Here is a 14,055-nt window from a genome sequence, read left to right as displayed (position 1 = left end):
ATTATTCCCCAACCACCGCCGCACCACCATGCTCCGCGCCCTCGTCTCACTCCTTGTTGCCTCATCCCTTTCCGCCGCCACATGGCCCCAGGACGCCAGCGACCTCAAAGCTGATCCGAAAGCCGAGTTCGGCACGCTGGAAAACGGCCTCCGTTATGTGATCCTGCCTCATGCGGAGCCGCCTGGACGCGCCAGCATCCGCCTCTACATGGACGTCGGCTCCTTGATGGAGCAGGACGACCAGCAGGGCATGGCGCACTACCTTGAGCACATGGCCTTCAACGGCTCCCGTCACTTCAAAGGCGGTGAGATGGTCGAGTACTTCCAGCGCCTCGGCATGGGCTTCGGCGCGGACACCAACGCCCACACCTCCTTCAAGGAAACCGTTTACATGCTCGAACTCCCAAAGGTCGAGCCGAAGTTCATTACTGAGGGCATGCAGCTCTTCCGCGATTATCTCGACGGTATGTTGCTCGGCGAGGCCGAGATCGACAAGGAGCGAGGCATCATCCTCAGCGAGAAGCTCAGCCGCGACTCCATCGAGTACCGCACCATGATCGCAGGCTACAAATTCGCCCTGCCGGAGTCCATCCTCCCGCACCGCCTGCCCATTGGCCAGGAGGAGACGATCAAAACGATGAAGCGTCCGCGCTTTGTGGATTTCTACGAGGGCTACTACACGCCCAAACGCGCCACCATCGTCGCTGTCGGTGATTTCAAGGACACCGCCGCCGTGAAGGCCGAGATCGAAAAGCAATTCGCCGACGCTAGACCAAAAGGGACTGAGCTTAAAGACCCCAACCTCGGCAAAGTGCCGTCCGGCTACGGAATCATCGCCAAGCTGCACACCGAGATGGAGGCCCAGGCGCTCACCATCTCGGTCGAAATCCCCCGCCCTGCAGAGAACAAGCCCGACAACGCCGCCACCCGCCGCGAAAAGCTCATCCGCGACCTCGCCGACATGATGATCAACCAGCGCCTGTCGAAACTCGCCAAGGCAGAAGGCGCTCCCATCCTCGGTGCGGAAAGCTATAGCTATGAGTACCTTGAATTCGTCAGCGTGAACGGCATCCAGGCCCAGTGTGACCCGAAAAACTGGCAACCTGCGCTCACCCTGCTCGAAACCGAATTGCGCCGCGCCCTGGAACACGGCTTCACCGATGCTGAATTCGAGGAAGCCAAGGCCACCGTGCTCAAAAGCGCCAAACTTCGCGCTGACCAGGCCGACAGCCGTAAATCTCGCGATCTCGCCAGCGGCATCGTCAGCGTGCTCGTGTCTAAAAAAATCTTCACGCATCCCGCCGACGACCTTGCGCGTGTTTCCACCGTGCTCGCCGGTTTGAAAAAGGAGGACAGCCACGCCGCCCTCGTCAAAGATTGGAAGGGCGATGACACGCAGCTCTTCCTCGGCGGCAATTTGAAGCTCGAAGGCGACGCGGCGGCACAGATCATCGCCACCTTCAAAGCCAGCCGTGCCAAACCTGTCTCGCCGCCTGCCAAGGAAGAAGTTGCCACGTTCGCTTACACCGGCTTCGGCGCCGCAGGCAAGGTGGCCAGCCGCGCCGAGGCAAAGGATCTCGAAATCACCCAGGCCGTTTTTGAAAACAACGTGCGCTTCAACCACAAGCGCACCGAGTTCGAAAAAGGCACCATCCGTGTTCTCATCAACTTCGGCGGCGGCAAGCTGAGCACACCCGCCGGCAAGCCGGGCCTCATTGCCTTCGCCAGCAGCACCTTCCAGCTAGGCGGGCTCGAAAAGCACGGCGTCGATGACATCCGCCGCATCTTCGCCAGCCGCACCGTGGGCAGTGATTTCTCCATCGGTGACGAGGCGTTTCTTCTCTCCGGCCGCACCACGCCTGCGGACCTCGAAGCGCAGCTTCAACTCCTCACCGCCTACCTCACCGCACCCGGCTACCGCGATGAGGCGGCACGCCAGTTTGAGAAAAATCTCGATCCACTCTACACCCAGCTCCAGCACACCGCCGAAGGCGTCATGAACAACGACGTCGTCGCCTTCATGCACTCCGGCGACGAACGCTGGGGCTTTCCGAAGAAGGAAGAGCTGCAAAAACGCACGCTAGCCGAACTGAAGGAGTGGCTCACTCCGGCGCTCACGCAGGAGTATCTCGAGGTCAGCGTGCTCGGAGACGTGGATGCCGACACCGCCCTCAACGCCGTGGCCAGGACTCTCGGCGCGCTGCCCAAACGTGCTGAAAAGAAGCCCGCGTATGAAAAAGAACGCGCCGTCGCCTTCCCGAAGCCGCAGGCCAGCAAGGACTTCACCTTTGAAACCGAAATCCCGAAGGCCATCGCCACAATCTACTGGCCAACCACGGACATGAGCAACATCCAGCGCACCCGCCGCCTCACGCTGCTCGGCTCCATCCTCGATGATCGTCTCCGCATCAAGGTGCGCGAGGAGCTCGGAGACACTTACAGCCCGGCCTGCTACCACGTCGCCAACGACACCTTCACCGGCTACGGCTACATGACCGCCATGATCGAGTGCAAACCTGAGCTCGCCGACAAGCTGTCCAAGCTCGTCGTCGAAATCGGCGACAAGCTCGCCGCAGGCCCCATCAGCGACGACGAGTTCGATCGTGCGATGAAACCGATGATCGCCCAGCTTGAACAAATGCGCCGCGACAACCGCTACTGGTCCATGAACGTGCTGCGCTGCTCGCAGGAGCATCCGGAGCGCCTCGACTGGGCCCGCACCTTTGTCAGCGACTTCTCCGGCATCAAAAAAGCCGAGATCGAAGCCCTGGCTAAGGAGTATCTAGGCGCCAAACGCGCCGTCACCGCCGGCATCATCCCGCAGGTGAAGAAATAGCAGGCAGACGCTGTTTCAGCGCCCGCACCTCGCCGCTTACATCCGCGGCGAGGAGAAAGGCGGAGACGACAACCACGCGCTTCGCCCCTGCGGCCACGATTTCATCCAACCTTGCCGCATTGACGCCGCCGATGCAGAAAACTGGCAGCCAGACGCGGCGATGCACCTCCGCGATGTCGTTCAGACCAATGGGAAGATAGTCAGGCTTCGTTCCTGTCGCATACAGCGGCCCGAAGCCGATGTAATCCGCGCCTTCCGCCTGGGCGTTCTCGGCCTGGGCCAGGCTGTGCGTCGATTTGCCGACAAAACACGACGAACCTACCACTGCGCGTGCTTTGGCGACCGCATCGTCATCCTGGCCGACGTGAACCCCCTCGCTGCCGACCGAGGCGGCCACATCGAGGTGATCATTGATGACCAGGGGCACTCCATGCTCGCGAGTGACCAGCAACATGATCCGCGCGAGGCGCTCCACCTCGCTCTTCACGATTTTTTTGGCACGAAGCTGCAGCACATCCACGCCGCCCTCGCACAGCGCCTGCGTCATGCGCCAGACGTTCTCCGGCTGCACGTAGCCGAGATCAACGATGCCATAAAGCTGTGCGTCCTGAATGCGTTTCATGGCCCATTGCATTCGCTTTGGCGGCGTCTCGCGCAAGCATAGTTTCCATTTGCCCGCATCGTTGATGCGGTTATGATCAGTCATGGCGGGAGTCGTCCTAGTGACGTCTCCCGTTCTCTTTTTTGTTCGCAGATGCAGGGAAGGCCGTGAGAACCGGCCACAGTGGCGCTGCGGTATCGGGTTACAGACCTCCATTCGTGCGTGAGCACGGAGCAAAGCCAATCGGGAGCGATCCTTGGTGAAGGCGGAGGCGAGGAAGGCGGCAAAACCGCCATTTCGAATTTCAAATCTGAAATTTCAAATGGCTGCGCAGCAGCCGGAAACCCGGAGTCCGAACATCTCGCTGCGAACATGTCATCCGACCCGCCAGGTGGCGGTGCGCGGATGATTTCATCGAACCAATGAAACTCCAAAACACATGTTCATCCACATCCCTCGTGGCCGCTGCCTCGTGCTCGCGGCTCTCCTGCCAGGTGCCGTTCTCGGCCTGAGAGCCCAGACTCCCAAAAAATCGGGCGGTTTGCCCGAAATCGTCGTCACCGCGACAAAAAACGAAACCGAGCGCTGGCGCACCGCCAGCAGCGTCGCTGTCATCGACCGCAAGACAATCGAAGAGCAGCAGCTCAGGATGGTTCCTGATGCCCTGCGGCAGGTTCCTGGCCTCGTCATCGCAGATCGCGGCACCGCTGGTTCCACCAGCGGCATCTTCCTTCGCGGGACAAACAGTGACCAGACACTCGTGGTCATCGACGGACGTCCCGTGCCAGCGAACCTGGCCGGTCTTTACAACATCGAAACCATGACGCTCGACAACGTGGAGCGCATCGAAGTGCTGCGCGGCCCGGCGGCCAGTCTGTACGGCGGCAGGACGCTCGGCGGTGTCATCAACATCATCACCCGCAGCGGGCGCGGGCTGGAGAAGCCGGAGACCGCGCTTTCGTGGGAAGGCGGCAGTTTCGGACATTCACGCGAAGGTTTCGGAACGCGTGGCTCATCTGGCATCTATGACTGGAGCCTCGAACTCAGCCGCACAGACACCCAGGGCTACCGCATCAACAGCCAGATGCAGTTGAACAACACGGCGGCCAAATTCGGTGCCCAACTGGCCGACACGCTTCGCTTTGACCTCGACCTGCGTTACTACAACGCGGATGTGGGTGATCCAAACAACAACGATGATCCCGACAATCACGTCCTCACCGAATTCTGGAGCATCTCGCCCCGGCTCGTGTGGGAGACCAGCGAGCGCTGGAAGCAGACGCTGACCTGTCAGCTCGGCAATTTCCGCCAGGCGGCCACGGGCTACAACTTCGGCGGCGGCAACAACCGCATCACCTCTCGCAGTCACTTCTGGGAATATCAAAGTGTGTTCAAAGCGACCGACACATGGAGCATCACCAGCGGTGCCTGGCTTCAGGATCTCGGTTACTCGCGTTACAACGACGACGCGCCGGGACTTTTCAACCCAGGCGGCAAATCCTACGATGTGGACCAGGCGGAGACCAATTGGGCCGTCTTCCTGCAATCGCAGGCGGAGATTCTGCCCGGATGGAATCTCACCGGCGGCATCCGGCACGACAGCTATTCCGATTTCGAAGACGCCACCACCTGGCGTGCTGGCACGAGTTGGCGCGTGCCTTGGACGCAAACCGTGCTGCATGCCAGCTACGGCACCGCCTTTGCCCCGGCGAGCCCGCAAAACCGCGAAGCCGCGCTTTTTGGTGATCCCGCCTTCAACAAGCCGGAGCGTAGCAAGGGCATCGAACTCGGCATTGAGCAGCCTTTCGCGAACAACAAGGCCTCCCTCAGCCTCACTTGGTTCCGCAACAGCATCCGCAATCTCATCGTCTTCGACCCGAACCTGTTTCTGCTCACGCAGATCAACCAGGCGCGAACCCAAGGTTTGGAAACCGCGTTCAACTGGCAGCCCGGCGACCGTTTCGGCTTAAGCGCCCAGTACACCTATCTGGATGCGGACGACCTCAGCGCTGGGAGGCGCCTCGTGCGCCGGCCGCGGCACACGATCTCGGCTGATACTTGGATCAAGCCGGTGCCAAAATTCCGCCTCGGCCTGGGGGCGCTTTACACAATCGACCGCGAAGACGGCTTCGGCGCGGCTCAACGTGATGTCGAAGACTACCTGCGCCTGCGGCTGACAGCGAGCTACGAGGTCAGCAAAAGCCTCGAACTCTTTGCCCGGGTGGAGAATCTCCTCGGCGAACGCTACTCCGAAGTGCTCGGCTTCCCGTCCATGCGAACCGGGGCCTACGCGGGATTCCGCCTGCGTTTTTAACGGGCCATGCTAAATCAGCCGCGTGAGCACCACCCGGTCACGCCCTGAGTCCCCGGCCGCGCTGCGCGAACGATTCATCCGCCGCGTCAGCGCGGACAGCCCGTTCTACCGGCTGTTCGATCATCTGCCTGATCTCGCCTTCTTCGCCAAGGACCGCGAATTCCGCCTCATGTGCGCCAGCCGCCGCTTCGTCGAGCGCTTCGGTTTCACGGATGAAAGCGATATCGTCGGCAAAACCGACTTCGATCTCTTCCCCGCACGTCTCGCCGAAAATTTCCGCCGCGATGACGAGGGGATTTTTGGCAGCGGCAAACCGAAGCTCAACATCGTCGAGCTGTTCTTCACGGACCAGGGCATCCCCGATTGGTTCGTGACGAACAAGCTGCCGTTGTTCGACGACAAAGGCCGCGTCATCGGCATCATGGGCATCGTGCAGAGCTTTGAGGGGAAGAAGCAGGTGCTGCAGCCCTACCTCCAAATCGACCGCGCCCTGGCCTACATCCGCGAGCACTTCCGCACCGGCGTCTCGATCACCGAACTGGCCCAGATCGTCCATCTCTCCCCGCGTCAGTTGCATCGCAAGTTCGTCGAGACCTTCGGCGCCAGTCCCCAAGCCTTCATCATGAAGCTGCGCATCCAAGCCGCCTGCGAGGCACTGCAAAAAGAAGGAGCGCAGATCACCGAGGTGGCGCGCGACCTAGGCTTCTGCGATCAAAGCGCCTTCACCCACCACTTTCACCGCCACATGGGCATGACGCCGCTCAAATACCTCCGCCAGTTCCGGCTGAGGCGCGGCTAAAAATCCGGTTGCCGCAGCCACCAAGTCCGGTTACAGACTGCGCCCCGTAATTTTCGCGCGCTTAGCTCAGCGGTAGAGCACTGCCTTCACACGGCAGGGGTCGCAGGTTCGAACCCTGCAGCGCGCACCACCTTTTTTCGAGGTTTGAATTGGGAAATCAGGCGATTGAAATCCTTCAGCCTGCCTCCGGCATCACCATATCGTCCTGCTGCATACATTTCAGCCAGCATCTTGATTTGCGCGGAAAGTTCAGGACGCGCCTGCGCAACACGCTCCGCGTAAGCCAGCGGTCCTTCGCTGGCAAAGCGGGCCCGCACGCCCGCCTTCGTCAGTTTCCGGCATGTCCGCTGCCATGCACGGCCCCAGGGATCGGCAGCGGGCGCTGGACGCCGCAACCACCAGGCGACCAAACCGGTAACGAAAAGCACAGCGGCAATGCTGGCGATCAACAACACCCACTTGCTCCGCTCCAATCCGATCTGCCCCAGCAGGCCGCGTTGCGCCTCCTGATTGTAGTCGATGACGCGGTCCTGCCACGCATAGCTGAGGCTGTCCCACAGCAGACGCATCCGCTGTGTGGAGCGCCACCACAGGCTGCTGCGCTGCCGTTCGGCGGCCTCGGCTCCACCGGCCAGCCAGGCACGGAGGTCAATGTTCACGCGATCCGGGGCCAGCGCGGCGGTGGGGTCGATGCGGAACCAGCCGTAGCGCTCCAGCCACACCTCAGTCCACGCATGCACGTCGCTCTGCTTCACGATGAGATAGCCGCCGTTGTGGTCGGAATACTCGCCGCCGAGATAGCCGACGACGAGACGCGACGGCACGCCCGCCATGCGCATGAGCGTGGCAAAGCTGGCGCTGAAATGCTCGCAGAAACCGGTGCGGCGGTTGATGAAGAAATCTTCCAGCCCGCCAGGCCCCGCGTACTGTCCCGGCTCCAGCGTGTAGGTGAAGCCCTGCGAACGCAGGTGGTTCAGCGCCAGGTTCACGATCTGTTCGTCATTTTGCGCCGACGCCTCCCAGGCGTCCGTGATCTGGCGCAAGCGTGGTGAGATAGCCTCCGGCAGTTGCAGCGCGGCCTCACGATGATGCTCAGGCAGCGGACGGGGCGCGGGACGCGGCTGTGTGTAGTCCTCCATGCGCGAGATGACCTCGATCCGTTCAGAACTCCGGATGGGCACCCCCGAAGTGAGCGTTTGGTCGAACTCCGGCAACATTTTGCTCCCGCGCATGGCAGCGTTCAGCGGCAGATCGAGCGCGGGCAGCCACTGGCGGCCATGCGCCTCCAGATCGATGATCTGCCGCACATCATTCGAGCCTTTTTTCGCGAGAATCGGCGGCAGATAGCCGAGGCGCTCGCCTCGCGTCCAGCGCAGGCCGTCGCAGTCCCACAGGGTGATGCAGCGCCAGTAACGGCTCGCGTTCGCAGGCGGCTCGCCGTCGGGAAAACGCGCGCGGAAAACCACATCGGAGCTCAATGCCACGCCAGCGATGCTGCCGGGGTCCAGTGTATTGTCGATGCCTGTCTCGCCGAAACGGCTGCGGCCCAGCGCGGCGCTCAAGTCGAGCAAACCGCGAGGGAACACGAAAAACAGCATCAGCACGAGCGGCAGCGCCTGCGCAAGCAGTGTGAGCGTCACCCGCGCCGGTTCGCGCGCTCCCGGCGCGCTGCGGCGGAAGCGCACCATGCACGCGGTGATGAGCAGAAACACCGTGATGACCCAAACCGCGCGTGAAAGGTGGTTTTCGAGCAAAATGACGCAGAACGCGAGGAACCAGCCGATCAGCCCCAGCACTTGAAATTCGCGCGGCGTGCGGCTTTCGAGCACTTTCGCGCCCGCGAGCACCAGCAGCAGCGCGATGCCCGGCTCCATGCCGCGCAGCTCGCCATACTCCCACCACACGGCGGCAATGCCCGCGACGATGACAACAGCGCGCACAATCACATGCGGCACGCCCAGACGCAGCACGCCGCGCCACAGCAGGCAGGCCGCGCACACCACCATTCCCGCCATGGCGATGTAGCCTTGCATCGGCCAGATCGCCAACAACAGGGCAAGACTGAGAAACAACAGCGGACGCGATGGCAGGTGCGATGAACGCTCAAAGCCGATCTCGCCGGAACCACCGCCCGCCTTCAATTCACCCGAGGCAGCCGTCCCCGCTTCCGCGCTGGTTTGCAGGGCCAGCGCGTCGAGGCAGCGCCGCCGGTGAGCCTGCCCCAAGGAGGCGCGGAGGGTCGTTTCAGGCAACCGCAGCTCATACGGACGGCCTTCCTCCTCGCAAATCTCGATCCAGCGGGCGATTTGCGAAGCACGGGCGGCTTCGTCGAGCTTCAAAGCATGCCAGTCGAGCACGACAACACCCTGCGCGCTGGAACTCCACGACTTGACCATCAAAGGCCCGCCACGAGCCGCGGAACGCCAGTCGATGTGACGTGGGGAATCACCCGCGCGCCATTCCCGCAGCCCGGCAAAGTCATCGCCGCCTGCCTGAGTTCTGGCGGTAACCGCAACCGCCGCATCACCCGTCAACGAAGGGGCCGGCGCGGGCAGCGGCAGTTCGCCCGCCGGTTGGGGATGCACCCGGCGCACCCATGTGGTCTCCATCACCGCCTCTGCCGTGAAAAGCCCCAGCGGATAGACGCTGCGCACAAGAACGCGCAAAGAACCGCCTGCGGATCGCACTGGTGGCGGCAGATCAATCGTGACTGCGCCACCGGCTGGCACGCGCTCGACAAACACCGGCTTCTCCGCGCCAATGACCATCACCTCCAGTCCGCAGGGTGAAAAAGCGCCGCTCGCACGCAATTCCACAGGAATGCGCCTCGACTCATCCTGCGCCACCGGCCGCGCCCCGATGAGACGCACACCCAGACCGCACAAATTCGCGCGCGCATGCAGCCACGACACAAGTCCCATGGCCGCGACCAGAAGCGCGATGAGATGCGCCGCGCCGTTTGACTGCGCCTCCGCCGCATACCACATGCCGCCGACGATGGCGAGCAACGCAAGCGTGTGCCGGTTCCAGCGGACGCGGGTTTTCATCACATCACGGCAGTGGCGTTTCGGCAATGAGCTGCTTCGCGAATTCGACACCGCTCATGCCGTCCATCGCATGCTCAAGACGATGGCCCATCACAGGAACCGCCACCGACTGCACATCCTCCGGCAGGACCATCGCCCTGCCACTGAGCAAGGCCCACGCGCGCGAAGCAGCCAGCACAGCAAGCCCGGCGCGAGGTGAAAGCCCGTGCCCCTGCACACGGCTGGCCGCCAGCAGATCCTGCAAATAGTCCAGCAACGCCGGCGCGGCATGCACCGCGCGCACCCAAAGCTGCAACTGCTGCAACTCGATCATCGACATGGCAGGTTGCATCTCCCGCAGCAGTTCGCGCCGTTCCTGTCCTTCGAGCAAGGCGCGCTCCGCAGCACGATCGGGCACTCCCAAGGCCAGCCGCATCAGAAAGCGGTCCAACTGCGACTCCGGCAGCATGAAGGTGCCCACTTGGGTTGAAGGATTCTGCGTGGCGATGACGAAGAACGGCTCCGGCAGCGGATGCGTGGCGCCATCGGCGGTCACCTTGCCCTCCTCCATCGCCTCCAGCAGCGCGGACTGTGTTTTCGGCGTGGCGCGATTGATCTCGTCCGCCAGCAGCACCTGTGTGAAGACCGGGCCGCGATGGAAATGAAACGCGGCGCTGTCACGGTCATAAACCGAAGCGCCAAGAATGTCCGCCGGCAGCAGGTCGCTGGTGAATTGCACGCGGCGAAATCCAAGTCCCAGCGCCTGTGCGAGCGCTTGAGAAAGCATCGTCTTCCCCACGCCCGGCTGATCCTCAAAAAGCAGATGCCCGCGCGCCAGCAGGCACGTCACCGCGAGACGGACGACCTCCTCCTTGCCCAGGATGATCTGCGAGACGCGCTGGATGATCGTTTCGATCTGCTGCTGCGCTGTTTTCGCCGTGGCGGCGGGCAGCATGGCGTCGGCGGGAGAATGTGGCACGCGTGAGGACATTGATGACGTGAATCTCGCAGATTTGCAGGTCGGAAGGCAAGCCTGCAATCGCCCGCACTCATAAAAATGACGAAACAAAAATGATGAGTGACGAATGAATGCCCAATGACGGATTCGGACGTCGAGTTCGAGCTACTTCGTCATTCGGAAATTCGTCCTTCGTCATTGCTGGCGCAGCCAGGTCAGATTTGCTGCAGCTTGTTCCGCTCGTTCGGTGTGCGGCACACCGGGCAGATCGTCACCTCGATCTTGCGCTTCGGCTCGCAGGCATAGGCCGTGCCACAGATGCGGCACTGGATGGCGATGCGCCGGCGATAGACCTCCCGCTTGCGCTCACGCCAGAAGCTGTGGAACCACAGCACACAGACCGTGGTCACCCCGACGGCCATGAACAGGATGATCAATCCACCGAGAGGAATGGAGATCATGGCGCGGCGACCGCCTCCCAACGGAAGGAGATTTCCCCCCATTCCATATTATTTGCTTCAGAGGGAGCGAATCGCAGGTTGCTGACAGCGGCATGCAACTGCCGCATCACCCCGGCATCGTCAGCGCTGCTCAGAGGCAAAGCGGTCACAATCTGCCCGGCGGGGCCGACCGCCACGCGGAACTGCACACGCGTCGGCTGCGTGAGCAGGATGCCCTCCAGTTCCACGCTCGCAGGACCGCGCTTTGCCAGGGACGGACTCATGACGGCGCGCAAAGTCGCGGCTGGCGGCGCGGTGACCGGCTCGGTGGCGCGTCGTGGCACCGGAGGCAGCACATCCGGCCGCACGGCCAGCATTCGCGGCTGTGTCGGACCGGATGAGGACTCCAGACCACGCAGCCCGATCTGATGCCCCTCGAACGAGGGACGGAAGGAAAACATCGGGCCGTCCAGGGGCAAAACACTGTCCGTGTCACTCAGCAACGCGAAACTGCGGTCCTGCGCCCGATGGATCAGCGCCAGCGCCACCGGATCGCGCGGATCGAGCGAAATCACATGCTGCGGCGTAACCAGCGTGCGCTGCGCCACCGGCTGGACGATACGAAAAATGAAGAAGAACCCCGCCATCCCGGCCATCAGCAGCAGCAACGCCACCACCAGATGCCAAAGAGAGTGATCCCGCGCTTTCCACGCGAATATCAGCGTCCCGGATGTTGGTGTCCTGTCGGGCATCGGCATGGGCGTGGTCAAGATTTCGGCGGCACTGTGGAATAAGCCACCTCGTAGCCCAGATCGAGCGCCATGTTACCGATCTCGATCACACGTCCATGCGGCGCATGTTTGTCGGCGTGGATAATCGCGCGGCGTTCGCCCTCGCGATTCGCCTTGAGTTTCTCCCGCAGCTCCGGTTGGGAGATGCGCAGGCCGTCAAAATAAAGAGCGCTGTCAGTTCCGGCGGCTACGGTGATGATGTGGGCCCGGTCAAAACCCGTGAGCCTTGAATTCGACTCGGGATGCTCCACCGAGATGCCTGACTGCACCACGAAGTCGCTGGTGAAAAGAAAGTACACCAGCAGCAGCAGGATGGTGTTCAGCAGCGGCGCGGTGTAGAGCCACGGGCTTTGCTTCGGCAGATTGCTTTCGAGCTTCATGGTTGGTGCTCAAGAGTTCTCGGTTCGCGGAATCATCGGAAAGGAGCGGCCGGCGGCCTATCCCTTCAATCCGCGGATCCGCTTGCCCGTCTTCGGCGCCTCCACCTCCGCCGGGCGGAATTCGACGATGTTGTCACTGCCTTTCGCGTCCTCGATCAGGTTCACGATCTCGATTCCAGCGCGCTCCAGATCGTGCATGAGCGAGCGGGCACGGGCACTGAGAAAGGCGAAGGACAGGTAGGCCGGAATCGCCACAACGAGACCGAGCGCGGAGGTGATAAGGCTCTGATAAACCCCGCGAGCCACATCCGCATGCGTTGCCACACCATTGGCGGATGCCAGCCCGGTGAAACTGTCGAGCAGACCGATCACCGTTCCCAGCAGGCCGATCAGCGGCCCCGCGTGGGCGATCGCGTTTAGAATGCCGAGGAAACGCTCCAGGCGCGGCACTTCAAGCTGCCCCGCCTCCTGCACGATCTCCTTCAACTGCTCTCTCGGCGCGTGATGCCTCAGCAGCGCCGCGTGAATCACACGTCCGGCAGGCACCCGCGTCGCCACGCACTCCTGCAACGCCTCGGCGAAATTCCGCCGGCGGATCAGGCTCGCCAGTCCGGCCAAAAATTCGCCGATGTTCATGCTGGCACGGTGGAAATAAGCCAGGCGCTCGATGAAAATCGCCCCGGCGAAGCACAGGCACCCGATCAGGAGCCAGACAAGAGGTCCGCCTTTGGAGATGAGATCAATCATGAGCCTGAATCAGGGAGTGGTAAGGAAAATGCCAGAGCGCAGCACGGAATCGGGAGTGTACATCGCTCAAAGCATGTTTTATGCCGAGTCGGGCGGCTTGTAAACACTGGAAATAAACGGGAAAACACCAAGAAGGTCAAGCAGGCGGGACGGGCTCCTGCTTGGCCGTGAAGCCGCCAGCATGACATTCATACCAAAACCCATCACCGCCCGGTCTTGCTTCCCTTCCCCGAACCCGCTCCAATGTCGGCCATGAAACCTTTCGATCTCCAGGTCAATGGCTACGCAGGCACCGACTTCAATAGCGACAACCTCACCGCCGAAGCCCTCCACCATGCCTGCGAGTGCCTCGTTGAAGACGGCTGCGACAACATTCTTGCCACCTTCATCACCGATGAAATCCCCACCTTGGAGCGCCGCATCGGCAAACTCGTCGAATTGCGCGAAAAGGATGAACTCGCCCGCAGGATGATCACCGGCATTCACATTGAGGGGCCGTTCATCAATCCCATCAAAGGCTACGTCGGCGCCCATCCGCCCCAGGCCGTGAAACCGGCCAATGTGAACGATGCCAAGCGCCTCCTCGCCGCCGCCGGGGGTCTCGCAAAGCTCGTCACCCTCGCTCCCGAGCACGATGAGAGCAGCAAAACGACCGCCTTTCTCGTTTCACAGGGCGTCACCGTCTCCGCTGGCCACTGCGATCCCTCGCTCGATCAGCTCAATGCTGCCTGCGATGCCGGTTTGAGCATGTTCACCCACCTCGGGAACGGCTGCCCCATCCAGATGCACCGCCACGACAACATCATCCAGCGCGCCCTCAGCCTGCATGATCGCCTCTGGCTCTGCTTCATCCCGGATGGTGTGCATGTGCCCTTCTTCGTGCTGAAAAACTGTCTCGCCAGCATCGGCCTCGACCGCACCATCTTCGTCACTGATGCCATCTCCGCCGCCCGCCTCGGCCCTGGCCGCTACACCCTCGCCGGTTGGGACATCCTCATCGGCGACGACCTCGTCGCCCGCTCCCCCGACGCCACCCACTTCGTCGGCAGCACCGTCACCGTCCCGCGCATCAAAAAGAACGCGTATGAGCAGTTGGGGATGAGCGAGGAGGAGTTGCAGCGGGTGCTGGATGTGAATCCGCGGAAGGCGATTGCCGTATAATT

General features: G+C 62.1%; 11 protein-coding genes, 1 tRNA gene and 1 riboswitch. Of the genes, 5 read left to right on the top strand and 7 right to left on the bottom strand.

The window, feature by feature from the left end; all coding sequences use genetic code 11:
* Positions 1-28: 28 nt before the first annotated feature.
* Complete coding sequence (locus ACILSE_RS10720) at positions 29-2,836, top strand: M16 family metallopeptidase (protein WP_395717379.1); 2,808 nt, start codon at positions 29-31, stop codon at positions 2,834-2,836.
* Here the strand turns inward: ACILSE_RS10720 and thiE are convergent.
* A complete protein-coding gene (gene thiE / locus ACILSE_RS10715; protein WP_395717378.1) occupies positions 2,814-3,542 on the bottom strand; it encodes a thiamine phosphate synthase in 729 nt (242 codons plus the stop codon). The two genes, ACILSE_RS10720 and thiE, sit on opposite strands and share 23 nt — an antisense overlap.
* 52 nt (positions 3,543-3,594) lie before the next feature.
* A riboswitch (cobalamin riboswitch) is annotated at positions 3,595-3,799 on the top strand.
* A gap of 77 nt (positions 3,800-3,876) precedes the next feature.
* Between thiE and ACILSE_RS10710 the strand changes: the two genes are divergently transcribed.
* The 3 genes from ACILSE_RS10710 to ACILSE_RS10700 all read left to right on the top strand — a co-directional run bounded on the left by ACILSE_RS10710 (position 3,877) and on the right by ACILSE_RS10700 (position 6,680).
* Positions 3,877-5,751, top strand: coding sequence for a TonB-dependent receptor (locus tag ACILSE_RS10710; RefSeq protein ID WP_395717377.1), 1,875 nt, complete (start codon positions 3,877-3,879; stop codon positions 5,749-5,751).
* A gap of 22 nt (positions 5,752-5,773) precedes the next feature.
* A complete protein-coding gene (locus ACILSE_RS10705; protein WP_395717376.1) occupies positions 5,774-6,550 on the top strand; it encodes a helix-turn-helix domain-containing protein in 777 nt (258 codons plus the stop codon).
* 55 nt (positions 6,551-6,605) lie between these two features.
* Positions 6,606-6,680 (top strand) — tRNA-Val (locus ACILSE_RS10700).
* Here ACILSE_RS10700 and ACILSE_RS10695 read toward each other — a convergent pair.
* From ACILSE_RS10695 to ACILSE_RS10670, 6 genes are all read right to left on the bottom strand, one after another.
* Positions 6,637-9,159: a transglutaminaseTgpA domain-containing protein gene (locus ACILSE_RS10695; RefSeq protein ID WP_395717495.1), complete on the bottom strand. Its 2,523-nt coding sequence runs from the start codon at positions 9,157-9,159 to the stop codon at positions 6,637-6,639. The genes ACILSE_RS10700 and ACILSE_RS10695 overlap by 44 nt on opposite strands.
* 442 nt (positions 9,160-9,601) lie before the next feature.
* Positions 9,602-10,531 (bottom strand): AAA family ATPase, encoded by a 930-nt coding sequence (locus tag ACILSE_RS10690; RefSeq protein ID WP_395717494.1) that lies wholly within the window; start codon positions 10,529-10,531, stop codon positions 9,602-9,604.
* Positions 10,532-10,749: 218 nt separating this feature from the next.
* Complete coding sequence (locus ACILSE_RS10685; protein WP_395717375.1) at positions 10,750-10,995, bottom strand: hypothetical protein; 246 nt, start codon at positions 10,993-10,995, stop codon at positions 10,750-10,752.
* Positions 10,992-11,732 carry a hypothetical protein gene (locus ACILSE_RS10680; RefSeq protein WP_395717374.1) on the bottom strand — a complete coding sequence of 247 codons (741 nt, stop codon included), beginning with the start codon at positions 11,730-11,732 and terminating at the stop codon, positions 10,992-10,994. Before ACILSE_RS10680 ends, ACILSE_RS10685 begins: the two co-directional genes overlap by 4 nt.
* An 8-nt stretch (positions 11,733-11,740) precedes the next feature.
* Positions 11,741-12,145, bottom strand: a complete 405-nt coding sequence (locus ACILSE_RS10675) for an ExbD/TolR family protein (protein ID WP_395717373.1) — start codon at positions 12,143-12,145, stop codon at positions 11,741-11,743.
* A 57-nt stretch (positions 12,146-12,202) separates the two neighbouring features.
* The gene (locus ACILSE_RS10670; RefSeq protein WP_395717372.1) at positions 12,203-12,892 is read right to left on the bottom strand and encodes a MotA/TolQ/ExbB proton channel family protein; all 690 of its coding nucleotides are present in this window, start codon (positions 12,890-12,892) and stop codon (positions 12,203-12,205) included.
* A gap of 252 nt (positions 12,893-13,144) precedes the next feature.
* On the opposite strand from ACILSE_RS10670, the gene ACILSE_RS10665 reads away from it, so the two are divergent.
* On the top strand, positions 13,145-14,053 hold the full coding sequence (locus ACILSE_RS10665) for an N-acetylglucosamine-6-phosphate deacetylase (RefSeq protein WP_395717371.1): 909 nt from the start codon (positions 13,145-13,147) through the stop codon (positions 14,051-14,053).
* Positions 14,054-14,055 lie beyond the last annotated feature (2 nt).

It is taken from the genome of Prosthecobacter sp. (genome assembly GCF_044236155.1).
Lineage (GTDB): Bacteria > Verrucomicrobiota > Verrucomicrobiia > Verrucomicrobiales > Verrucomicrobiaceae > Prosthecobacter.
This window is presented reverse-complemented; position numbering and strand designations above follow the sequence as displayed.